This is a genomic window from Caproiciproducens faecalis, from assembly GCF_019448085.1.
GTDB classification, from domain to species: domain Bacteria; phylum Bacillota; class Clostridia; order Oscillospirales; family Acutalibacteraceae; genus Caproiciproducens; species Caproiciproducens faecalis.
The window spans coordinates 464,635-486,468 of sequence record NZ_JAGFNZ010000001.1 but is presented as its reverse complement, the minus strand read 5'-3'; the positions used below and the strand labels follow the sequence as shown (position 1 = coordinate 486,468).

Below are 21,834 nucleotides of genomic sequence, written 5' to 3'. Positions count from 1 at the left end.
GCGTTTCGCAAGTCCCTCCCTTATTCTTTGCGCTCTTGCCGCCTGTCTTTTTCTCCGCACCTGCACCTGGGTTCTCTTCCTCCTCTGCCCGCAAAAAAACAGCCCGGCCTATCGGCCGGGCTGCTTTTTCTGGAGCGGGAGAGGGGAATCGGGTGGTCGTACATCCATACGCGTTCCGCGAGTCCCTCCCTCGTTCTTTGCGCTCTTGCCGCCTGTCTTTTTCTCCGCACTTGCGCCTGGGTTCTCTTCCTCCTCTGCCCGCAAAAAAACAGCCCGGCCTATCGGCCGGGCTGCTTTTTTCTGGAGCGGGAGAGGGGAATCGAACCCCCGTCATCAGCTTGGGAAGCTGATGTTCTACCATTGAACCACTTCCGCATGTTCCCTATTTTAGCATAAAATTTTTGAAGAATCAAGTGAAAAGTTTCATTTCAAAATTTCATTGCGTTCTCTTTTACTTTACATAAATCCAAGCATAATATTTCTATATGCACATAATAAAGAATTTCTTCCACATTTTCAACAGAGTTTTCAACAGTTCCGGCAAACAAAAATCGGGGAATTCTCCGTTTTTCAACTTATCATTTAACCGGTGGAAAGAAAAGTGTGGAATGATAAAAAGTTGCAAAGGTTGACATAAACATAATTTTCAGATGCGTTTTCCAGCGGCAGACAAAAAGAGAGCCGGATGGTAATCCACCCGGCCCTGGACAAAAAGGAAATCAATCCTTGGACTTTTCGGCAACCTGCTCAATTGCTTTTGCAACAAATGCAGCAACATCCATAGAGCCAATGTCTCCATCTTTGCGGCTGCGAACCGCCACGGTTCCCTCCTGCGCTTCTTTGTCCCCGATAATCAGCATATAGGGGATTTTCTGAAGCTGTGCTTCACGAATTTTATATCCGATTTTTTCGCTTCTGGTATCGCAGGTTGCCCGCAGGCCGACTGCCTTCAGCTTTGCCACTACCTTATCGGCTTCCGGCTGCAGGCGGTCACTGATCGGCAGAACCCTGACCTGCTCGGGCATCAGCCACATGGGCAGCGCACCGGCGTATTTCTCTATCAGCAGGGCCAGCGTGCGCTCGTAGCAGCCAATGGAAGTACGGTGGATAATGTAGGGATTCTTCTGCTTTCCATCCGCGTCCGTATACTCCATTCCGAATTTTTCGGCCAGCATCTGGTCGATCTGAATGGTGATGAGTGTATCTTCTTTGCCAAACACGTTTTTAAGTTGAATGTCAAGCTTCGGACCGTAGAAAGCAGCTTCACCGACACCCTCCACATACGGTATCTCCAGATGATCCAGAATCTTGCGCATAACGCCCTGCGCTTCGTCCCACTGTTCCGGCGTGCCAATGTATTTCTTGCGGTCATTCGGGTCCCACTTGGAGAAGCGGTAGGAAACATCCTCGTAAAGACCGAGTGTTTTCAGCATGAAAATGGCAAGCTCCAGACAGCCCTTGAATTCTTCTTCCAGCTGGGCAGGTGTGCACATCAGATGTCCTTCGGAAATCGTAAACTGTCTGACGCGGATCAGCCCGTGCATCTCTCCGGAAGCTTCGTTGCGGAACAAGGTCGAAGTTTCGTTATAACGCAGCGGCAAATCGCGGTAAGAGCGCTTTTTGTTCAGGTAAGCCTGATACTGGAACGGACAGGTCATCGGGCGAAGAGCAAAGACCTCCTCATCCTTTTCCTCGTCGCCAAGAACGAACATGCCGTCCTTATAGTGATCCCAGTGGCCGGAAAGCTTGTAAAGGTCGCTTTTCGCCATATAAGGCGTCTTTGTCAGCAGCCAGCCGCGGCTTTGCTCCTCGTCTTCCACAAAGCGCTGCAGAAGCTGAATCACGCGCGCGCCGTTCGGCAGTAAAATCGGCAGACCCTGCCCGATCAGGTCGCTGGTGGTAAAGTAGCCGAGCTGACGGCCAAGGATATTATGGTCGCGCTTTTTCGCTTCTTCCACTTTCGCCAGATATTCTTCCAGCTCACTGCTCTTCGGGAAAGAAATGCCGTAGATGCGCTGCAGCATTTTATTTTTGGAATCTCCGCGCCAGTAAGCCGCCGTATTCGCGGTCAGCTTAACGGCTTTTACGCAGCCGGTGCTCATCAGATGGGGACCCGCGCACAAATCGGTGTAGTCTCCCTGACGGTAAAAGCTGATCTTTTCTCCCTTGCCGGAATGCTCCTCGATCAGCTCCACCTTATATTGCTGGTTTTCCTTTTTCATCAGCTCAACGGCTTCGGCGGGAGTAAGCTCAAAGCGCTCAATAGGAATATTCTCCTTGATAATTTTCTTCATTTCCGCTTCAATCTTTGGAAGATCTTCCGGAGTCAGGGAGCGTTCTAGATCAATATCATAGTAGAAGCCGCTGTCCACAGCCGGGCCAATGGCAAAGCCGGCGCCGGGGAACAGTCTTTTCACCGCCTGCGCCATAATATGGGAGGTAGTATGCCAGTAGGCTTTCTTTCCTTCTTCACTGTCGAAGGTAAGGATCTCCAGTTCGCAGTCACCGGTAACCGGTGTTCGCAGGTCCACTACCTTTCCGTCTATTTTACCGGCACATGCAGCCTTGTAGAGGCCCATTCCGATTGATTTTGCAATTTCCGCCACCGTAATGCCGCTTTCGAATTCTTTGGCATCACCTTTCAATGTTACTTTTACCATATCTTTCACTCCTTCAAATAAAAAAAGCCTTACCCCAAAAAGGGGCAAGGCTATCGCTCGCGGTTCCACCCAATTTCAGCGGACAAAAATCCGCTCTCATTGCAGCAGGTAACGGTGCTACCCGGCATGCCTTTGGCAACCTGCGTTCGGCACACACTCAGAGGCGGTCTCCTCTCTGTCAACTGCGCGCCCGCTTTCAGCTGCTGCGTGCGCTCTCTGCTGCAATTTCATCGGCATTAAGGCTTCCTCGTCAACATTTTTTACATATTTTTATATATTATTTATAATAGCACTGCAAATAGAGTATGTCAATAGACAGTGATACGATTTGTCAGTATTATACAGTTTTTTTTAAAACAATGTGACTGAAACGACCATCGTTCTTAAATAATATGAACAGTTTGTATCGATTGAACGCAATATTTCTTGACATTAGGGTACCAGAAGTAATACAATTATGAATAAGATGCACTTATATGCATTCATGGGCTTAACGCACCCATCTTAACTAATTTTAAACTTAAATATTAAAAAAGTAAGAAAGACAAGGAGGTGCCAACAATTGACCACAAACACTGTTAGTTTGCTTACATGTATCATAATCGCGCTGGTCTGTGCGGTTATTACAGGTATTATTGCATTCTTGGGCGGAATTGCTCATCGGAAAAAGCAGGCGGAGTTCACTATCGGTTCTGCTGAGCTGGAAGCCAAAAGGATCATCAGCGATGCGATTAAGTCATCCGAAGCCAAAAAGAAAGAAGCAGTTTTAGAGGGCAAAGATGAAATCCACCGTTTAAGAAACGAGTCGGAGCGCGAGCTGAACGAACGCAGAAAAGAAGTACAGCGTCAGGAACGCCGCATCCAGCAAAAAGAAGAAACCCTGGATAAGAAAATGGAAAGTCTGGAAGCCAAGGACGAAATCCTGACCAACAAAAACAAACAGGCGGATGAAAGGCTTGCGGAAGCAGAAGCCGTTAAGAAAAGCCAGTTCGATATGCTGGAGCGGATTTCCGGCTTTACCGTCGATCAGGCGAAGGATTACCTGCTGAAAAACCTTGAAGACGAGCTTACCCACGAAAAAGCCGTCAAGCTGATGGAATTTGACCAGCAAACCCGTGAAGACGCCGACAAATCCGCGCGTGAAATCATTTCTATGGCAATTCAGCGCTGTGCGGCGGATCATGTGGCAGAGGCTACAATTTCCGTTGTTCCGCTGCCAAACGATGAGATGAAAGGCCGTATTATTGGGCGCGAGGGAAGAAATATCCGCGCAATTGAAACTCTGACCGGTGTCGATCTGATTATTGATGATACGCCGGAGGCAATTACTCTTTCCAGCTTTGAGCCTGTTCGCCGTGAGGTAGCCCGCATCGCGCTGGAGCGTTTGATCGCGGACGGCAGGATTCATCCCGCAAGAATAGAGGAAATGATAGAGAAGGCACGCCGCGAGGTGGATGCCACCATCAAGCAGGAAGGTGAGCGTGCTGTGATTGAGGCCGGAGTGAATGGAATCCACCCCGAGCTGATTAAACTGCTGGGTCGGTTGCGTTACCGCACCAGTTACGGGCAAAATGTTTTAAACCACTCGCTGGAAGTTTCTTTTTTATCCGGTGTGATGGCTTCCGAACTTGGTTTGGACCCTACAATCGCACGCAGAGCCGGTTTGCTGCATGATATCGGCAAATCGCTCGACCATGAAATTGAAGGTTCCCATGTTGACATTGGTGTTGACGTGGCTCGCAAATACAAGGAAAGTGAAACCGTTATCCATGCAATTCATGCTCATCACGGCGACGTGGAGGCCAAGACAGTAATCGCCTGCATTGTACAGGCGGCCGACGCGATTTCAGCCGCAAGACCGGGAGCAAGGCGTGAAAACCTGGAAAACTATATTAAACGCCTTGAAAAACTCGAAGAAGTTGCCTCCTCATTTGAAGGTGTTGAACGCTGCTTTGCAATTCAGGCAGGCAGGGAAATCCGCGTTATTGTAAAACCCGAAATGATCAGCGATGACAAAATGGTGCTTTTAGCTCGAGACATTTGCAACAAGATTGAAAACGACTTGGAATACCCGGGACAGATCAAGGTAAACATAATTCGTGAAAGCCGCGCGATTGAGTACGCAAAGTAACTTGACGAAACGTACTTCTTGGCGCATAAGCGGCGGAACGTAATATAGGACGTACCGGCGCATTGGGGAGAAGTTTTTGGGGAACAGCATATGCTGTTCCCCATTTTAATTGTACTGAGCATAAAGAAATGGGAAAAGGCCTGCGGAATCATTTTTTTCCGCAGGCCTTTTCTTAAATAACGAATGATGTTGTGTGCAAGAGAGAATTTACATTTTTACATATTTTCGGATGATGACTGGGTCAGGAGAAACATTGTCGAGTTCGGACTGCTGAATCACAAAATCGGGATAGCCCACTGCCCCCATTTCTTCCATATCGAGCCCTTCAATTTCTACGTCCGGTTTCACTCTGAGGCCCCACACCTTGTTCAGAAAATGAAACCACACAAAAGAAAGTCCAAAGCCCCAGACGATCAGAACGGCAACGGTAATCATCTGCGCGGCAAACTGCCCGGCATCGCCGTAAAACAGTCCTTTCACTCCGCCTGCCACCCCGTTGATTCCGTCGCCGTAGGTTCCGTCCGCGAAAAGGCCCAAGGAAATAACGCCCCACACCCCGTTTACACAGTGAACGGAAATTGCACCGACCGGATCGTCGATTTTTAGCTTGTTTTCAACAAAGGGAACCGCGACACATACCAGAATTCCCGCGACTGCTCCTATTAAGAAAGCGATGATTCCATTCACAAACGCGCACGGAGCTGTAATGGCGACCAGTCCGGCCAGCGCGCCGTTGCAGGTCATGGAAGGGTCTGGTTTCCCATATTTCATCCACATATAGAACATCGCCACCAGACCGCCGACCGCGCCGGCAATCATCGTGTTGGTAGCGACAACGGCCAGTCGGAAATCCCCCGCGTTCAGCGTGGAACCGGCGTTAAAGGAAAACCAGCAGAAAAACAGGATGATCGTGCCGACAATCGCCATGGGAATATGATGCCCGGGAAAAGCCCTTGCCGTGCCGTCCTTCTTAAATTTTCCGATTCTCGGCCCGATGACGATGGCACCCGCGAGGGCCATCATCCCGCCCATGGAATGCACCACCGCGGAACCCGCAAAGTCCACCGCTCCGTGACCGAGGCCGAAATTTTTGCCAAGCGCCGCCATCCAGCCGCCGCCCCACATCCAGTTGCCGAACAGCGGATAATAAATCATCGATACAAAGAAGGAGGAAATAACAACCGCCGAGTATTTCACACGTTCCGCCATGGCGCCGGTCGGAATGGTAACGGTAGTATCCATAAACACCATCTGGAAGAAAAAGAGAGCATAAATTCCGGCATCATATGTATTGCCGGACTGTAAAAAGAACCCCTTGTACCCCAGAATTCCGCCAAGTCCGGGAATGGAAAGAAGTCCGTTCAGCGCCGCTCCTCCCGTTCCCAGTCCTGCCGCTCCGCCGGAGCCGCCGAACTGAAAGGCAAAGCCGGTAAGAAAGTAGCCAACCGCGCCCACAAGAAACACCATGAAATTCATTGTCATGGTGTGAGCCGCGTTTTTCCCGCGGCAAAAGCCGGTTTCCACCATGGCAAAACCGCACTGGAAAAAGAACACCATGAAACCGGTAATCATGACCCATACGAAATTCGCACTGAACTGTGCTTTGTTCGCCGCTGCGGCAACGTCTGCAATTGTTTCCGACCCGCTGGAAGCTGCATAGGATGCACCTGTCGGATCCGCAGCGGCAAATGCCGCAGTGGAAACCAGCAAGGCTGCCATAGCGATCACAAAAGTCAGGCCGAGAATTTTCATTACTTTTTTCATAGCAATACCCCAATTCTAATAAATTAGATTCCTTTCTTCGCCTTTGCCGCCGGCGGAGGAAAGGAAATGTTCACTGACAGTACCCGGATGCAATAATTGACTGCTATTGCTTTTTCTTTTTGAAATGATCCCAGGAAAATCTGGATGTCGGCTCATACAGTTCCGCTTTTAAGGAAAACAGAGACACAATATAACGAACGCCCAGATAAAACACCACTGCTCCAAAAACAATCCCGGAAACTCTGGTATTCATTACCTGAAGGCTGACACCGTTCAGGTAGCTGTAGACCGAAAAGAAAACACCGGAAGCGCAGATTGCTCCGGCAGTGAAAAACAGCACCGCAAGAATTATCTTTTTCCCCGTGCCGACGGGAGGTGCTCCCTGTTTAGATTGCATTTTCACCACTCTCGCTTGTTCTGATTCTGACCGCCTGTTCCACGCCGTAGACAAAAATTTTGCCGTCGCCGACTTCTCCCGTTTTGATTTTTTGCGTTACCTTTGAAATCAGCTGATCCACCACTTCGTCATGAACTACTGTCTCGATTTTCAGTTTTGGCAGAAGGTTGATGCTGAACTCCGTTCCTCTGTACACCTTTTTTCTGCCTTTCTGGTGACCGCACCCGGACACCATTGCGACGGTCATACCGTAAATCTGCAGCTCGTTAAAGATTTCCTTCACGTCCTCCAGTTTTTCCGGCCTGATAATCAGCTCCACTTTTTTCATTGCAGCCATCCCTTTCTAAAGAATAAAATCAAAAATGCCGGTCTCGAGTTACTCGAGACCGGCACCATTGCCGTATTAAGGGGATCAGTTTACCACCCAAGGGATCAAAAAAAGGCGCCGTATCCGTTCCAAACGAATACCGGCGCCTTTGCCATTATTAAATAATACTCCGCAAAAATTGGAGAGTGAACCAATTTAAAAAAATAAAATTGCTTATTGAGTTATTGTAATAATTGTAACCTATCATACTCTGAAAACAGATAAAGTCAACCCTTTGTTAACAATTTGTTTATATTCGGCGTAATTGCTGTAAAACCGGATTCTTCCGCACAAATTTCTTGTAAGGATTTACAAATGATTTCCAGATTAATAAAGATATTGGGCAGAATCATCTTTAATTTGGGATTTACTTGCTAAAAATAAACTGCTACAATAATTTTAATACGGTTTAGCCCGCAGAAATTCTGGGGGCGTCCACATAGAAGGTAGGCTTTCAGAATGAATATACTTGCGATTGGCGATGTCGTGGGCAGTATCGGCTGCCGTTTTCTGCGCGTGCATCTTCCCCAATTCAAAAAGATGAAAGGCATCGATTTGGTCATTGCAAACGGTGAGAACTCTGCCGACGGCAATGGACTTACCCCTGTCTCCGTCCAATTTTTATTTGACAGCGGCGTGGATGTGATTACCTCCGGCAACCACAGCTTCCGCAGAAAGGAAAGCTACGAGCTGTACGATTCCTGTGAATATCTGCTTCGCCCCGCGAATTTTCCGGCATCGGTTCCCGGGAAAGGCTCGTGTATTGTGGATATGGGCAGAATACAGGTCGGAGTTATCAACCTGATGGGCACCATCTACATGGAGAGTCTGGACTCTCCGTTCGACATGGCTGACCGTCTGCTCAAGGAGATGCCCAAAATCACGCTGATTGATTTTCACGCGGAGGCAACCGGAGAAAAGCGTTCTTTCGGTTACTACCTGGACGGGCGCGTCTCAGCGGTCTTCGGTACGCACACCCATGTTCAGACGGCGGATGAATGCGTGCTTCCGCAGGGAACCGGCTATATTTCCGACCTGGGTATGACAGGCCCTATCCAATCCGTACTGGGGGTAAAACCGGAACTGGTTATCGAGAAAATGAGAACCAAAATGCCGGTCCGATTTGCGCTGGCTGAAGGCGACTGTAAGATGGAATGCACTTTGTTCCAGATTGATGAAAAAACCGGAAAAACCGTCTCTGTGGAGCGAATTCAGATTCAATAATTTTAATTTGTTGGTTTTTACAGTTTTTTTTTCATAATTTACAACTTTTTGGTAAATACTACTTGCAAAACTTTGTATTTCGATTTATGATGATACTATCATTTTGCATAGTCTGGAGGATGGCCTATGGAAATATTGAAAGTATCGTCAAAGTCAGCGCCAAATTCCGTTGCGGGCGCAGTCGCAGGAGTGATTCGCGAAACAGGGTCCGTCGAGTTGCAGGCTGTCGGCGCAGGCGCCGCCAATCAGGCTATAAAGGCCATTGCGATCGCACGCGGATACCTTGCCCCTTCCGGAATCGACGTTGTCTGCATCCCGGCCTTTGCCAGTGTAGTGATTGACAACGAGGAACGCACGGCGATCAAGTTAATTGTTGAACCCAGATAGCTTCAGCCCATATCTATATCCTCACATCGTGTGAGGATATTTTTTATTGATAAAAAATCGGAGGATGTGTTCCGCAATTTTGGGCTAAATAATTTAAGATTGAATCTATCAGTGCACTATGATATAATATTAAGATGAAAATTAAGGTAATGCAACAAGTGAATTTTAGGGAGTGCTGAATAGTGATAAATGGAACTGACCTGAGAAACGCTATAATATCAGGCGCTAATAATATTTTAAAGCATAAAACATCGGTCGATGAACTGAACATTTTTCCTGTTCCCGACGGAGATACGGGAACCAATATGTCTATGACGATGAGTTCCGCTTCCCGCGATTTGGAAAATAACACCAGCAACAGCGCGGGCGAAGTCGCGCGCGCCGCGGCGTCCGCCATGCTGCACGGCGCCAGAGGCAACTCCGGCGTGATCCTGTCCATTCTGTTCCGCGGATTTTCCAAGGGCATTGAAGGAATGGAAGAAGTCGGCGGAGCCGATCTTGCCAATGCGCTGGGCGTTGGCGTGGAAGCGGCCTACAAGGCTGTTATGAAACCGACGGAAGGCACCATCCTGACCGTTTCCCGTGTTGCCAGTGAAAAAGGCAAGGCTGCAGCCGCCATTGACGACGATGCTGTCTATGTGTGGAGCGCAATCTGCAAGGGCGCTGCCGAAGCACTGGAAAAAACACCGGAACTGCTGCCCGTACTGAAAAAAGCAGGTGTCGTTGACGCCGGCGGAAAGGGGCTCTGCCATATCCTTGACGGTATGCTGAGCGTATTTAAAGACGGTACTATGATTACAAACGAAGCGGATTCCCCGGAAGAGCAATCGGCTGAAACCGACTTTTTCAGAAATGCCGCCGCGGAATTCGATCAGGAGATTAACTTTACCTATTGCACCGAATTTATCGTGGGACGCGACCCCGAGTGCAAGAAAGATCCGCAGGATCTCCGCAGCTATCTGGAAAGCATCGGCGACTGCGTGGTACTGGTGGATGACGACGACATCATCAAGGTACACGTGCATACGGAAGAACCGGGCAGCGCGCTGCAGTCGGCTCTGGTTTTCGGCCAGCTTCTTACCGTGAAAATAGAAAACATGAAGGAACAGCACAGGAAGGCCGCTGAGGCAAACGAAGAGGCCAAAGCAAAGGCTGCGGTTTCCCTGGAACCCGCGGAACCTGTGAATGATATTGGATTTATTGCCGTTGCCGCCGGTGAAGGACTGAAAACCCTTTTCACCGACCTGGGCTGTGCCCACGTTGTCAGCGGCGGGCAGACCATGAATCCCAGCACAAACGACCTGCTGGCCGCTATTTTGGCGACCCCGGCAAAAACTGTGCTGGTACTGCCGAACAACAAAAACATTATTATGGCGGCCGAGCAGACCATTTCTCTTGTGAACGACCGCAAGGTGATTGTTCTGCCCACCCGCACTATCCCGCAGGGGCTTTCCGCCATGCTTGCCTACGACCCCGACGCCACTACAGAAGTAAACACGGTCGGTATGATGGAGGCCGCTTCCAGCGTAGCGACCGCTTCCGTTACGTTTGCCGCGCGCGATTCCGAGTTTGGCGGACACAAAATCAAAGCGGGCGACATTCTTGGCCTGAACAACGGCAAGCTGGAACTGATTGAAAAGGACATTGTCCATACCTGCAGCAAACTGACTCGCTCCATGGTAACCCGCAGCACTTCGTTTATTACCATCATCTACGGAGCGGACGTCACGGAAGAACAGGCAAACGAAGCTTACAACCGGATTAAAGCCAAGGTCGGCAACGAAACCGAGGTTACGCTTGTCAACGGCGGTCAGCCGGTGTATTACTTTATTGTTTCTATAGAATGATGCGATGATGCGTTCTTTATTTGAACGGAATATCCGCGACCTGAAAGGCGTCGGCGAAAAGCGCGCCAAGCTGTTTGCAAAGCTTGGCGCGCCGACCGTCGGCGCTTTACTGCGCCTGTACCCCCGCGCGTATGAAGATCTGAGCAGCCCCTACCCGATTCGCCTGGCGCCGCTGAACGAACCCTGCGCAATCCGCGCAACCGTTCTGGAACGGCCGACCGAAACAAGAATCCGCGCCGGAATGATGATCTGCAAGGTAAAGGTCACCGACGGCGAAAGTGATATGGAGCTTACCTATTTCAACAATCCCTACATCCCGTCCATGCTCAAAGCAGATGAGGAATATGTGTTTTACGGAAAAGTAACCGCCAATTTTCTGAAACGGGAAATGACGACGCCGGAATTTGTCCGCGCGGAGGTCTGTCCACCCGTCCGCCCGATATACCGGCAGACACAGGGACTAACCAGCCGTATGATCGAAAACGCGGTCAGAAGCGCTTTTGACCTGCTGCCGGACAGAATACGCGACCCTATTCCGGAAAAAATCCGGGAAAAGTACGGTCTTTGCCCACTGCGGGATGCATTGGAAAATATTCACCTGCCGCAGGACATGGCGGCCGTGGAAACTGCCCGCAAGCGCCTAATTTTTGAAGAACTGCTGATTCTGCAGCTGGGGCTTCTCCGTCTGAAGGGCCGCAGTCGCGTTGTGAGCCCTCTGAGCCTTGAGCATGACCGTTCCGAGGTATTTTACGGATTACTGCCATTTGAGCCCACACAGGCCCAGAGAAGGGCTGTAAATGAAGCCGTGGCGGATATGAAGAGCGGATTCCCGATGAACCGCCTGATTCAGGGTGACGTAGGCTCCGGAAAAACAGCGGTTGCGGCGGCACTTTGCTTCTGCGCCGTTGCGGACGGGATGCAGGCGGCACTGATGGCACCCACGGAAATATTGGCGCAACAGCACTTTGCTTCTTTGTCCGCCCTGCTGCGGGACATGCGCGTGGCACTTCTGACCGGCTCCATGCCGGCCGCAAAAAAGCGGGAAGTATTGCAGGGGCTTCTCACCGGAGAAATCCAGCTGGTTATCGGCACGCACGCCCTTCTTTCCGAAGGCGTTGCGTTTCAGCGGCTGGGTCTGGTGATTACGGACGAGCAGCACCGCTTCGGTGTGGCTCAGCGCGCCGCGCTGGCCTCCAAGGGCGACCATCCTCATATGCTGGTCATGAGCGCGACTCCTATTCCCCGCACACTTGCGCTGATGATTTACGGTGATCTGGATATTTCCATTTTGGACGAACTGCCGCCCGGCAGACAGAAAATCGATACTTATGCGGTAACCAGCGACAAACGGCTCAGAGCCTTCCGCTTTATCCAAAAACATATTGACGAAGGCAGACAGTGCTATATCATCTGTCCGATGATCGACGAAGGCCAGAACGATATGGCGAGTGTAAACGAATATGCGGAAAAGGTGCGGAACGAGTGGCTTCGCGGCTATCCCATCGGCGTGCTTCACGGAAAAATGAAACCGAAGGAAAAAGAAGCCGTTATGGCGGATTTTTCACAGGGAAAAATCGCGGTTCTGATTTCCACGACCGTTGTGGAGGTCGGCGTGGATGTGCCTAACGCGGTCGTGATGCTGATTGAAAACGCGGAGCGGTACGGCCTTTCCCAGCTCCACCAGCTGCGCGGACGCGTGGGGCGCGGCCAGTACAAGTCCACCTGTATTCTGATCTCGGACGCGCAGAACGAGGAAACCGTGACCCGCCTGAAAACCATGTGTGCTACAAACGACGGATTTCAAATTGCGGAACAGGATCTGAAGCTGCGCGGCCCCGGTGATTTCTTCGGGCACAGGCAGCACGGACTGCCCGATCTGAAAATTGCCGATATGATCCACGACATGGATCTGCTGAAAGAAGCCCAGTCCGTTGCGCAGGGCATTCTGAACGAAGACGCCGACCTGGAGCTCCCGCAGCACCGCGGACTGCGCGCGGAAGTAAAGCAGCTGTTTGAAAATATGACGGATTGAGCAAGGGAAAGCACTATTGCCCCCCCTGCTGAAAAACCGGCCCCGTATCCAACTGGATACGGGGCCGGTTATGTAATTTATCGAAATCTTTTATACTGCGGCGGTTCCACGGGGATGATATCGTTGAACACCGCGTAATTTTTAGCGGTAATTTTTCGGTCAACATGGATCGAACCGAAAAACCATTTATCGAATTTTACCTGTTTTGCCAGCTGTTCAAAATACGCCTCCAGCTGACTCGTGGTTTCTTTCGGGTTTACTGTGTTGGACATTACCCTTGGAGCGGGTTCGTGAGTCAGGATGTAGTCCACCGTCATATCGACCGCGGAAAGGTTTCTGACGCCCTCTCCCATTTCCTCCATACCCGGCATTTCACGCTCCCACCATTTTCCGACGGCAATACGCATCTGTTTTTCCGTACTTTCGCCGCCGCCGAATACAAACAGTTTCTTCTCTTCTATGGTATAGACCTGACCGCGCATCAGGTGATACAGATTGCCACTGATGTTCTGTACCTTTCCGCCGTTCCATTCGGATACGGGATACTGTTCGAGCAGGTCAAAGTTTTCATGGGTTCCGTCAAGGAAAAGAATGTTATATTTCTTCTTGCCGAGCCTTTTCAGGTTCTTTTCCTCTTTCGGGCCGCCGTCCCAGAGAAAGCCGAAATCCCCGCATACAATCAGCGTGTCCCCCTTTTTCAGCTTTTTCGCCTGACCCGAGTCAAAACGACACATTTCGCCGTGAGTATCCCCCGTTATGTAAATCACTGTAATTCCTCCATAAAATCTTACAATTTAATTACATTTCCAAACTGCCCTTTATCTTTTGCAGAAATGCTGTTATACTAATTTACAGGTCTGTTCGAACCTGATAAAATATTTGACTTTACACATATAATATCACATCGGAGGAAAAAGTTCCATGAAAAAAATGCGCCAATTCCTGTCTGTTGCCGTCTTGATCGTACTGGTCGTATTTTCGCCCGTTAAGGCAAACGCGGCCACGTTTAACATTGATTTTGACCCGAGCTGTGCCGCCATAGAACTGGTGAACCTGGACACGGACACCGTCGTCTATCAGAAAAACGCGGACGCCCGGCGGGAACCTGCTTCCACTACGAAAATTATGACATTTATTGTAGCCAGTGAGCATATTAAGGATCTGGAAGGCACGAAAATAACGATTACCAAAGAGTTAATGGACACACTTCTTGGAACGGGAAGTTCCATGTCCAACATCAAAATCGGCGACGAGCTGACCGCCCTGCAGCTGATGAACTGTATGCTGGTACCGAGCGGTAACGACGCGGCGCTGTTCCTGGCCGATTATGTGGGGAAAGGCAATGTCGACGCCTTTGTCGATATGATGAACGCAAAGGCAAAAGAGCTGGGCTGTACCGGCACCCACTTTTCCAACCCGCACGGCCTTCACGACGAGAACCATTACACAACCGCCCACGACCTGTACCTGATAACAAAATACGCGATGACTTTACCGCACTTCACGGAGATCACTTCGCAGGCGCGCACTTCCTATAAACCGGTGGGTGGTCCCGAGGCGGGAATGCTCCGCAACCTTTCCACCACCAACTTGCTGATTGATAAAAATACCGGCAGCCAGTATTATTACCAGTATGCGCGCGGAATTAAAACGGGACATACCGATGAATCCGGCTACTGTCTGGTTTCTTCCGCCACCGCGGAGGGCTACAGTTATCTGTGTGTGGCGCTCGGCGCGCCGTCCGTAGACGCGAGCGGCAACCAGATCAAGACACGCGGTGAGTTGGTGGATACCAAAAAACTGTACCAGTGGGCGTTTAAAAATCTGGAACTGAAAAACATACTGAACAGTGAAGAATCCATCGGCGAAGTCAAACTGAAAGATGCCTGGAACAAAGACCGGCTGCTTCTGGTCGCCGAAAAGGATTACTCGGCAATGCTTCCTATGAATGTTTCAGCAAGCAGTGTCATCGTTACCAAAAACATTCCGGATTCCGTCACGGCTCCGGTCAAAAAGGGGCAGGTCATTGGAACGGCAACCCTCAGCTACGCCAACCAGCAGCTGACAACCGTCAATCTGGTGGCGGCGGAAAGCATCGAGCGCAGTGAACTGCTGCATTCCGCCAATACCGTTAAGGCAATCTTTACTTCCCCATGGTTTATCGCTATTGCGGCGATCATCGTTCTGCTGGTGGTTATCTACATCATCCTCGCACTGATCTACAACCGTAAAAGAAAGAATCTGCGCAGAGTAAAGAAATACAGAAAAATGTAAACCAATAACAAAGCGAAATCCCCCGGCAGTGCCGGGGGATTTTTTGGGGACAGGCTTTTCTTCAAAGCACCCGGATATAGGAAAAGCCCTGCTGTTTTAAACAGCAGGGCTTTTTGTATTGGAAGTGAAATTATTTAACTTCGACTTCTGCGCCAGCCTCAACAAGCTTTGCTTTGATGGCTTCTGCGTCGTCCTTGGAAGCGCCTTCTTTGACAGCCTTCGGTGCGTTGTCAACGACTTCTTTTGCTTCCTTCAGGCCAAGACCTGTGATCTCACGGACAACTTTGATGACCTGGATCTTGTTTGCGCCGCAGTTCTTAAGGATAACGTCGAACTCGGTCTTCTCTTCAGCAGCAGCAGCAGCCGGAGCAGCAGCAGCAGCAACAGCAACCGGAGCAGCAGCGGAAACGCCGAACTCCTCTTCCAGAGCCTTTACGAGCTCGGAAAGCTCAAGAACAGTAAGGGATTTTACATCTTCAATTAATTTTACAACTTTATCAGACATTGTTAATTACCTCCAAAATTTTAATTATTAAACTTATGCGTTAGCAGCCTGCTTCTCCGCGATTGCGTTCAAAGCGACCACCAAGCCCTTCAGTGTGCCGTTAAGCACAGTAACGAAGCCCGTAATAGGAGCGTTCAAGCCACCCAGAGCCTTTGCAACCAAAACCTCTTTGGAAGGCAGGGCCGCCAATTCTTTGACTCCGTCGGCATCAATGACACCGCCGTCGACAAATCCGGCTTTGAGCTCAAAAGTTTTGCTGGTTTCAGCAAATTTAGCCAGGATCTTTGCGCTGGAAACGTAATCGTCCTTGCTGATTGCAAGTGCGGTTGTACCCTCAAGAACATGGTCCAGACCATCGATTCCGGCGTCCTTCAATGCAAGACGCAGCAGAGTGTTCTTAACAACCATGTAATCACTGCCGGCTTCACGCAGCTCTTTACGGAGCTTTGTGTCCTGAGCAACCGTAATGCCCTTATAGTCAACGATGACACCGGTGCAGGCACCCTTCAGACTCTCGGTTAAAGCGGCAACCGCCTGCTTCTTTTGCTCTAAAATCTTCTCACTTGGCAAATGTATTCACCTCCGTCAGTTGAAATGCGGCGCGAAAGTAATAAAAAAGCCCTTCCCGCAATACCGCGGAAAGGGCGTAAATACATCATTATACAATGCGTATCGGCCTCTATCCTCGGCAGGCTGGGGAAAACCCATTAAGCGTATGCGCCTGCTGTCTTTGGATGAAAGAACAGCGAATATTATACTATCACAGACTCAGCAGTCTGTCAAGCCTTTTGGAATCAGACGCCAACCTTGTTCGGGTTGATTCTGACGCCGGGACCCATGGTGGAAGCTACGACGCAGCTCTTGATATACTGGCCCTTGGAAGCGGCCGGCTTTGCCTTTACGATTGCGCCGAGCAGAGCGTCAAAGTTTTCCTGCAGCTTCTGGCCGCCAAAAGAAACTTTGCCGATCGTGCAGTGGATAATATTGGTCTTGTCAAGGCGGTACTCAATCTTACCTGCTTTGGCGTCGGCAATTGCTTTGCCGATTTCGCGGGTAACCGTACCGGCTTTCGGGTTCGGCATCAGGCCGCGGGGGCCCAGAACCTTACCTAAACGGCCGACAAGGCCCATCATATCCGGAGTAGTAATCAGAATATCGAAATCCATCCAGTTTTCAGACTGGATTTTCTGTACCATTTCTTCGGCACCGACAAACTCCGCACCGGCTTCTTCCGCCTCTTTGGCAGCGTCGCCTTTGCAGATAGCCAGTACGCGAACTTTTTTACCGGTACCGTTCGGCAGTACAATTGCACCGCGAACCTGCTGGTCAGCGTGACGGCTGTCAACGCCGAGCTTGACGTGGACTTCAACGGTCTCATCAAACTTGGATGTTCCGGTCTTGACACAGAGGTCAAGAGCCTCGTTTGCATCATAAAGCTTTGTGCGGTCGACAAGCTTCACGTTATCAACGTATTTTTTACCGTGTTTCATTGGTTTTCCTCCCTATTGAGTGGTAAAATCGGAGTAGAAAAGTTCCTCCCACCCGGGTGTCAATCTACGACTTCAATGCCCATGCTGCGCGCTGTACCGGCAACCATGCTCATGGCTGTCTCAACAGAAGCTGCATTTAAGTCAGGCATCTTTGTCTCAGCTATCTTTCTGACCTGCTCGCGTGTAATCTTTGCTACCTTTTTCTTGTTGGGTTCACCGGAACCGCTTTCAATGCCGCAAGCCTTTTTAATCAGGACAGCAGCCGGCGGGGTTTTGGTGATAAAGGTAAACGAACGATCCGCATAAACGGTGATGACGACCGGAATAATCAGTCCTACATCATTTTTTGTGCGCTCATTGAATTCCTTTGTAAACGCCATAATGTTGACACCGTGCTGACCAAGAGCCGGTCCTACAGGCGGCGCCGGGGTAGCCTTGCCAGCAGGTATTTGGAGCTTAATTAAGCCCGTAACCTTTTGAGCCATTTGTTTGCACCTCCAAAATTCGTGGTAGATGGCGGAGCGGATGATTCAGTTTATCCGTTCCTCCCACAGGGGCAATGCCCCTCATAATAAGCGGTCTCCCGCAAATTATTGTGAATAGATTTTATTCCATCGCTTCAGCCTGATCCAACTCAAGCTCAACCGGTGTTTCGCGCCCGAACATGGACACAGTAACACGAACGCGGTTTTTGTCGACATCAACCTCTTCCACAGTACCAACAAAGCCCTCAAGCGGACCGTCGATGATGTGTACGGAATCGCCGACACTGTAAGAAACCTCAATTTCTTTCTGATCAACGCCCAGTTTTGCCACTTCTTCATCCGTAAGCGGAATGGGTTTGGAAGACGGACCGACAAAGCCCGTACAGCCCCTGATGTTGCGGACAACATACCATGACTCATCGGTAAGGAGCATCTTCACCAAGACATAACCGGGGAAAATTTTGCGCTCGACATCGCGCCTTTTGTTATCTTTGATTTCGGTAACAGTTTCCGTCGGCACACGGATTTCCTGAATCAAATCATGGAGCTGACGGTTTTCCACAGTTTTTTCAAGATTAGAGGCTACCTTGTTCTCATACCCGGAATAGGTATGAACAACATACCATTTTGCGTCTTCAGGCATCGTAATTTCCTCCGCTTATCCTACTTTGCAACATTCATAATCAATCCAAGCAGGTTCATGAGCAACGTGTCGAGTCCAAAAATAAACAGTCCGATCAGAAATATTGTTGCCAAAACGACACCGGTATTCTTAAAAACTGCTTTTGGTGTGGGCCATACAATCTTTTTGATTTCATTTTTGCAGTCGCGCAAGAACTTTGAGGTGTTTTTGCTCGCCCTGGCAAAAAAGTTCTCTTTTTTTGTTGTATCTGCCATTTTTCGTCCCTCCGTCCGGATTACTTCGTCTCTCTGTGAAGAGTGTGTTTCTTACAGAATCTGCAGTACTTGTTCATCTCAAGCCTGTCCGGATCATTCTTCTTGTTCTTCATTGTGTTGTAGTTGCGCTGTTTGCACTCTGTGCAGGCTAATGTAACTTTAACTCTCATGACGGCACCTCCCGTTATACGGAAAAATATTTAGGCCTTTTTTAAGGCCTCAGCCTCCCTCTTAAAAGGGCGCAAAAAAATAACCCCTTTATGAGGTATAAACATCATAGCATACTTCTTCTAAATATGTCAAGTTTTTTTTAGAAAACGGGGCGGATTTTGCCCGTCCCGTTTGTTCCGTTTATTTCATGTCGTTCAGATTTGCAGCAACAAATCTTTTTTCTTTCTTTTTCTTTGCGGGCTTTACCACTTTCCCCTTGAATTTCAGCCCTGCTGTAAAGCCTTTTTTCAGGTCGTCCGTGAACATCGGCTTCATATTTTCAACCGACTGGCTGCTTAAACCGTTCAAGACCACAATCGTGATAATGGAACGCACATCCATGTCGCCGTTGGCGTACATGTCGTTCAGAAGATCGCAGCAGCGCTTGATGCTGTCCGTTCTGCCGCTCTGTGAGCAGAGCATGTCCACTTTCGGTACCAGAGATTCCTTTGCGAAGTGAACCGCGCGGACTTCGTCATACTGACTTTTTTCATAGTTGAGCTCATCTTTCAGCTCTGGGAAAATACCCACGAAGCGATTGAAGAAAAACAACGGGTCTGCATTGTTCTCATCGTCCTTCTTGCGCTTTTTTTTCGTCTTGGCCGCTGCCAGACGCTTAGGGCCCTCAATGGTTTCGACGAAATCGTTGACAATGCTGTCCGCTTCGGAAAGGCTGTCCGTTTCCGGGTCAAAAAGCCAAATGGAAATGGATTTCCATTTTAAGTCCGGCTCCCCATCCTCGGCATCGCAGGTTCGAAGCTCAAAGCGCTTTTTTCCCTGATTATACAGAATACTGTAAGCGGTATTCTCCCCTTTAAACAGCACTGAACGGCCTTCGCCATCCTGTTGTACCTCACCGGTTCTTACGAACCCCTGTCCGTCTAAAACCGCGCCGACTTTTTCAGCAATCAGGTCAAATGCCTTCTGCTCCAAACAAATCACTCCTGAATTTGTATTTCTGCCCGCCGCTTTCCCGCACAGGGCGCAAACGCAGCGTGTCCCTGAATTTCCCTTTTATATTTAACCGATAATAGTATGACTCTCAATGTTTATAAATTATACTACATAAACACTTTTTTGTCACCATACAATTTAACAAAATTCCAATTGCACCGCTAAAAGCCTTGTGGTATGATATGTATTTGTAGGATTATGTATATTATTAAATAGGAAAAGAGCAGATCTTTGGAGGATATTATTATGAATAAAAAGAGGATTGCCGTCATTTTCGGCGGCAGCTCATCCGAACATGAAGTATCATGCATTTCCGCGGCTTCGGTTATCAACAACCTTCCCAAAGAAAAATATGAAATTGTTTGTCTGGGTATTACGAAGGACGGACGCTGGTATCTTTTCAGCGGTTCCCCGGAGGAAATCGCCGACGGGCGCTGGGAGCATGACCCGCTGAACCAGCCCGCGTTTATTTCTCCCGACAGGAGCATCCGCGGAATTGTCGTCGACGGCCAAATGGGTTTTGACGTCATCAAGGTGGACTGCGTGTTCCCCGTCCTGCACGGTAAAAATGGAGAAGACGGCACCGTGCAGGGACTGTTGCAGCTGAGCGGAATTCCGTTTGTTGGCTGCCGCGCGCTTGCCTCCGCCGACTGCATGGATAAGGCGGTCACTCACACCCTGCTGACCGCGGCAGGGATTCATCAGGCCAAATACCTGTGGTTTTACGCCGAGAAATATAAGACCGGCGCTGAAAAAATCAAGCGGAAAATCGACGCAAGACTGGGCTACCCCATCTTTGTAAAGCCGGCGAACGCGGGCTCCTCCGTAGGGGTCAGCAAAGTAAGCTGCGAAGCCGAGCTGGACGAAGCGGTAGCCAGGGCGGCAAAGGAAGACGATAAAATCGTTGTGGAAGAAGCCATTGTCGGTCAGGAGGTTGAATGCGCCGTACTGGGCAACGCGGAGCCGGAGGCTTCGGTTGTCGGCGAAATCGCAGCTTCCGCCGAATTTTACGACTACGACGACAAATATAAATCAGGAAAATCCCAGCTCTATATTCCCGCTCATCTGGATGAAGCGGTTGTGGAGGAGATTCGCTCAACCGCCTGCAGAGCTTATTATATGCTGGGCTGCACCGGCCTGGCCCGCGTAGACTTTTTTGTACGCGACGGCAAAGAGGTCATTTTGAACGAACTGAACACCATGCCGGGTTTCACTTCCATCAGCATGTACCCAAAGCTCTGGGAGGCCTCCGGCGTTTCCTACAGCGAACTGCTCGACAAACTGGTGTCGCTTTCTTTTGAAATTCGGACACAGTACTAAATTGAATCTTTTTGGAGCGATGGAATAGAATGGACAACAGACCAATCGGTGTCTTTGACTCCGGGCTTGGCGGGCTGACCGCCGTAAAAGAGCTGTTAAGCATTATGCCGAATGAAAACATCATTTATTTCGGCGACACCGGCCGCGTTCCCTACGGGTCACGCAGCCGCGAAACCATCACGAAATACGCCGCGCAGGACACGGCGTTTCTGGAATCGAAAAATGTGAAGATGATTATCGCCGCCTGCGGTACCGTCAGTTCGGTCGCAAGTGGAATCGGCGAAAGCCTGTCCCTGCCTTACACCGGAGTGCTGAAACCGACCGCAATTGCGGCGGCGGCGAGCACCAGAAATAAGAAAATCGGAGTGATTGCCACCACCGCAACCATCCGCAGCGGTTCGTACCGCCGCGAACTTTCCGCAATCGATCCTGAAATCGAGGTTTTCGACCGCGACTGCCCGCTGTTTGTCCCGCTGGTGGAAAACGGCTGGATCGCCGAAAACGAGGAGGTAACCCGCCTGGTTGCGCAGCGTTACCTGACCCCGCTGAGGGAATCGGGGATTGACACCCTGATTATGGGCTGCACACACTATCCGATTATTCGGCATTTCATTTCCGAAGTGATGGGCAGCGGCGTGACTCTGATCGACAGCGGACGGGAAACCGCATTGTACTGCTCCGCCATGCTGAAGGAGCGGGGGCTTCTGTGTGGCAGAAGCACACAAGGCGACTGCTCGTTTTACGTCAGCGACAGGATGGAAGGCTTCTCTCAAATTGCAGGGATCTTTCTTGGGAAAGATATCAAGCGTGAGGTCAGCCATGTGAATATTGATTTGTACTAGGCCTGGTTTATCAAGCAAAACTCTTGATAAAAGGCCCGCGGAATAAAT

At 49.8% G+C, this 21,834-nt stretch carries 21 protein-coding genes, 1 tRNA gene and 1 other annotated feature; of the genes, 8 read left to right on the top strand and 14 right to left on the bottom strand.

Annotated features, from left to right (window positions below; genetic code table 11):
• Positions 1–301: 301 nt before the first annotated feature.
• A tRNA-Gly gene (locus tag J5W02_RS02260) sits at positions 302–375 on the bottom strand.
• A gap of 344 nt (positions 376–719) precedes the next feature.
• Complete coding sequence (thrS, locus tag J5W02_RS02255; RefSeq protein WP_219964021.1) at positions 720–2,660, bottom strand: threonine--tRNA ligase; 1,941 nt, start codon at positions 2,658–2,660, stop codon at positions 720–722.
• Positions 2,661–3,243: 583 nt separating this feature from the next.
• Between thrS and rny the strand changes: the two genes are divergently transcribed.
• Positions 3,244–4,791 (top strand): ribonuclease Y, encoded by a 1,548-nt coding sequence (gene rny, locus J5W02_RS02250; RefSeq protein WP_219964020.1) that lies wholly within the window; start codon positions 3,244–3,246, stop codon positions 4,789–4,791.
• A 207-nt stretch (positions 4,792–4,998) separates the two neighbouring features.
• Here the strand turns inward: rny and J5W02_RS02245 are convergent, their stop codons facing one another.
• From J5W02_RS02245 to J5W02_RS02235, 3 genes are all read right to left on the bottom strand, one after another.
• Complete coding sequence (locus J5W02_RS02245) at positions 4,999–6,555, bottom strand: ammonium transporter (RefSeq protein ID WP_219964019.1); 1,557 nt, start codon at positions 6,553–6,555, stop codon at positions 4,999–5,001.
• Between the two features lie 103 nt (positions 6,556–6,658).
• Positions 6,659–6,952 (bottom strand): hypothetical protein, encoded by a 294-nt coding sequence (locus J5W02_RS02240; protein ID WP_255575511.1) that lies wholly within the window; start codon positions 6,950–6,952, stop codon positions 6,659–6,661.
• Positions 6,942–7,280: a P-II family nitrogen regulator gene (locus J5W02_RS02235; RefSeq protein WP_219964018.1), complete on the bottom strand. Its 339-nt coding sequence runs from the start codon at positions 7,278–7,280 to the stop codon at positions 6,942–6,944. Before J5W02_RS02235 ends, J5W02_RS02240 begins: the two co-directional genes overlap by 11 nt.
• Positions 7,281–7,778: 498 nt before the next feature.
• Here J5W02_RS02235 and J5W02_RS02230 point away from each other — a divergent pair, with 498 nt between their 5' ends.
• From J5W02_RS02230 to recG, 4 genes are all read left to right on the top strand, one after another.
• Positions 7,779–8,543, top strand: coding sequence for a TIGR00282 family metallophosphoesterase (locus J5W02_RS02230; protein ID WP_219964017.1), 765 nt, complete (start codon positions 7,779–7,781; stop codon positions 8,541–8,543).
• Positions 8,544–8,669: 126 nt separating this feature from the next.
• Entirely contained in the window at positions 8,670–8,930 is a 261-nt protein-coding gene (locus J5W02_RS02225; RefSeq protein WP_038323180.1) for a stage V sporulation protein S, read from the top strand.
• Positions 8,931–9,112: 182 nt separating this feature from the next.
• Positions 9,113–10,777, top strand: a complete 1,665-nt coding sequence (locus J5W02_RS02220; RefSeq protein ID WP_219964016.1) for a DAK2 domain-containing protein — start codon at positions 9,113–9,115, stop codon at positions 10,775–10,777.
• Positions 10,778–10,781: 4 nt separating this feature from the next.
• Positions 10,782–12,809, top strand: a complete 2,028-nt coding sequence (recG, locus tag J5W02_RS02215; RefSeq protein WP_330659648.1) for an ATP-dependent DNA helicase RecG — start codon at positions 10,782–10,784, stop codon at positions 12,807–12,809.
• 77 nt (positions 12,810–12,886) lie between these two features.
• Here recG and J5W02_RS02210 read toward each other — a convergent pair whose 3' ends face one another.
• On the bottom strand, positions 12,887–13,576 hold the full coding sequence (locus J5W02_RS02210) for a metallophosphoesterase (RefSeq protein WP_219964015.1): 690 nt from the start codon (positions 13,574–13,576) through the stop codon (positions 12,887–12,889).
• 154 nt (positions 13,577–13,730) lie between these two features.
• Between J5W02_RS02210 and J5W02_RS02205 the strand changes: the two genes are divergently transcribed.
• The gene (locus J5W02_RS02205) at positions 13,731–15,083 is read left to right on the top strand and encodes a D-alanyl-D-alanine carboxypeptidase family protein (protein ID WP_219964014.1); all 1,353 of its coding nucleotides are present in this window, start codon (positions 13,731–13,733) and stop codon (positions 15,081–15,083) included.
• A gap of 130 nt (positions 15,084–15,213) precedes the next feature.
• On the opposite strand, the gene rplL is transcribed toward J5W02_RS02205, so the two are convergent.
• The 8 genes from rplL to J5W02_RS02165 all read right to left on the bottom strand — a co-directional run bounded on the left by rplL (position 15,214) and on the right by J5W02_RS02165 (position 19,603).
• A complete protein-coding gene (gene rplL, locus J5W02_RS02200) occupies positions 15,214–15,588 on the bottom strand; it encodes a 50S ribosomal protein L7/L12 (RefSeq protein WP_219964013.1) in 375 nt (124 codons plus the stop codon).
• A gap of 33 nt (positions 15,589–15,621) precedes the next feature.
• On the bottom strand, positions 15,622–16,158 hold the full coding sequence (gene rplJ / locus J5W02_RS02195; RefSeq protein ID WP_219964012.1) for a 50S ribosomal protein L10: 537 nt from the start codon (positions 16,156–16,158) through the stop codon (positions 15,622–15,624).
• 33 nt (positions 16,159–16,191) lie between these two features.
• Positions 16,192–16,340: a sequence feature (ribosomal protein L10 leader region), on the bottom strand.
• A gap of 42 nt (positions 16,341–16,382) precedes the next feature.
• Positions 16,383–17,078: a 50S ribosomal protein L1 gene (gene rplA / locus J5W02_RS02190; protein WP_219964011.1), complete on the bottom strand. Its 696-nt coding sequence runs from the start codon at positions 17,076–17,078 to the stop codon at positions 16,383–16,385.
• A 59-nt stretch (positions 17,079–17,137) separates the two neighbouring features.
• The gene (gene rplK, locus J5W02_RS02185; protein ID WP_038323170.1) at positions 17,138–17,563 is read right to left on the bottom strand and encodes a 50S ribosomal protein L11; all 426 of its coding nucleotides are present in this window, start codon (positions 17,561–17,563) and stop codon (positions 17,138–17,140) included.
• Positions 17,564–17,684: 121 nt separating this feature from the next.
• On the bottom strand, positions 17,685–18,206 hold the full coding sequence (gene nusG / locus J5W02_RS02180; RefSeq protein WP_219964010.1) for a transcription termination/antitermination protein NusG: 522 nt from the start codon (positions 18,204–18,206) through the stop codon (positions 17,685–17,687).
• Positions 18,207–18,226: 20 nt separating this feature from the next.
• Positions 18,227–18,460, bottom strand: a complete 234-nt coding sequence (gene secE / locus J5W02_RS02175) for a preprotein translocase subunit SecE (protein ID WP_219964009.1) — start codon at positions 18,458–18,460, stop codon at positions 18,227–18,229.
• Positions 18,461–18,480: 20 nt separating this feature from the next.
• A complete protein-coding gene (rpmG, locus tag J5W02_RS02170) occupies positions 18,481–18,630 on the bottom strand; it encodes a 50S ribosomal protein L33 (RefSeq protein WP_219964008.1) in 150 nt (49 codons plus the stop codon).
• Between the two features lie 181 nt (positions 18,631–18,811).
• Complete coding sequence (locus J5W02_RS02165; protein ID WP_219964007.1) at positions 18,812–19,603, bottom strand: DUF7674 family protein; 792 nt, start codon at positions 19,601–19,603, stop codon at positions 18,812–18,814.
• Between the two features lie 267 nt (positions 19,604–19,870).
• On the opposite strand from J5W02_RS02165, the gene J5W02_RS02160 reads away from it, so the two are divergent.
• Together J5W02_RS02160 and murI are read left to right on the top strand one after the other, a co-directional pair.
• Positions 19,871–20,944 carry a D-alanine--D-alanine ligase family protein gene (locus tag J5W02_RS02160; RefSeq protein ID WP_219964006.1) on the top strand — a complete coding sequence of 358 codons (1,074 nt, stop codon included), beginning with the start codon at positions 19,871–19,873 and terminating at the stop codon, positions 20,942–20,944.
• Positions 20,945–20,973: 29 nt separating this feature from the next.
• Complete coding sequence (gene murI / locus J5W02_RS02155) at positions 20,974–21,786, top strand: glutamate racemase (RefSeq protein ID WP_219964005.1); 813 nt, start codon at positions 20,974–20,976, stop codon at positions 21,784–21,786.
• Positions 21,787–21,834 lie beyond the last annotated feature (48 nt).

Coding starts and splice junctions, on each gene's coding strand:
- thrS (WP_219964021.1), bottom strand. CDS start 2,660: ATGGTAAAAGTAACATTGAAAGGTGATGCCAAAGAATTCGAAAGCGGC.
- J5W02_RS02245 (WP_219964019.1), bottom strand. CDS start 6,555: ATGAAAAAAGTAATGAAAATTCTCGGCCTGACTTTTGTGATCGCTATG.
- J5W02_RS02240 (WP_255575511.1), bottom strand. CDS start 6,952: ATGCAATCTAAACAGGGAGCACCTCCCGTCGGCACGGGGAAAAAGATA.
- J5W02_RS02235 (WP_219964018.1), bottom strand. CDS start 7,280: ATGAAAAAAGTGGAGCTGATTATCAGGCCGGAAAAACTGGAGGACGTG.
- J5W02_RS02230 (WP_219964017.1), top strand. CDS start 7,779: ATGAATATACTTGCGATTGGCGATGTCGTGGGCAGTATCGGCTGCCGT.
- J5W02_RS02225 (WP_038323180.1), top strand. CDS start 8,670: ATGGAAATATTGAAAGTATCGTCAAAGTCAGCGCCAAATTCCGTTGCG.
- recG (WP_330659648.1), top strand. CDS start 10,782: ATGATGCGTTCTTTATTTGAACGGAATATCCGCGACCTGAAAGGCGTC.
- J5W02_RS02205 (WP_219964014.1), top strand. CDS start 13,731: ATGAAAAAAATGCGCCAATTCCTGTCTGTTGCCGTCTTGATCGTACTG.
- rplL (WP_219964013.1), bottom strand. CDS start 15,588: ATGTCTGATAAAGTTGTAAAATTAATTGAAGATGTAAAATCCCTTACT.
- rplA (WP_219964011.1), bottom strand. CDS start 17,078: ATGAAACACGGTAAAAAATACGTTGATAACGTGAAGCTTGTCGACCGC.
- rplK (WP_038323170.1), bottom strand. CDS start 17,563: ATGGCTCAAAAGGTTACGGGCTTAATTAAGCTCCAAATACCTGCTGGC.
- nusG (WP_219964010.1), bottom strand. CDS start 18,206: ATGCCTGAAGACGCAAAATGGTATGTTGTTCATACCTATTCCGGGTAT.
- secE (WP_219964009.1), bottom strand. CDS start 18,460: ATGGCAGATACAACAAAAAAAGAGAACTTTTTTGCCAGGGCGAGCAAA.
- rpmG (WP_219964008.1), bottom strand. CDS start 18,630: ATGAGAGTTAAAGTTACATTAGCCTGCACAGAGTGCAAACAGCGCAAC.
- J5W02_RS02160 (WP_219964006.1), top strand. CDS start 19,871: ATGAATAAAAAGAGGATTGCCGTCATTTTCGGCGGCAGCTCATCCGAA.
- murI (WP_219964005.1), top strand. CDS start 20,974: ATGGACAACAGACCAATCGGTGTCTTTGACTCCGGGCTTGGCGGGCTG.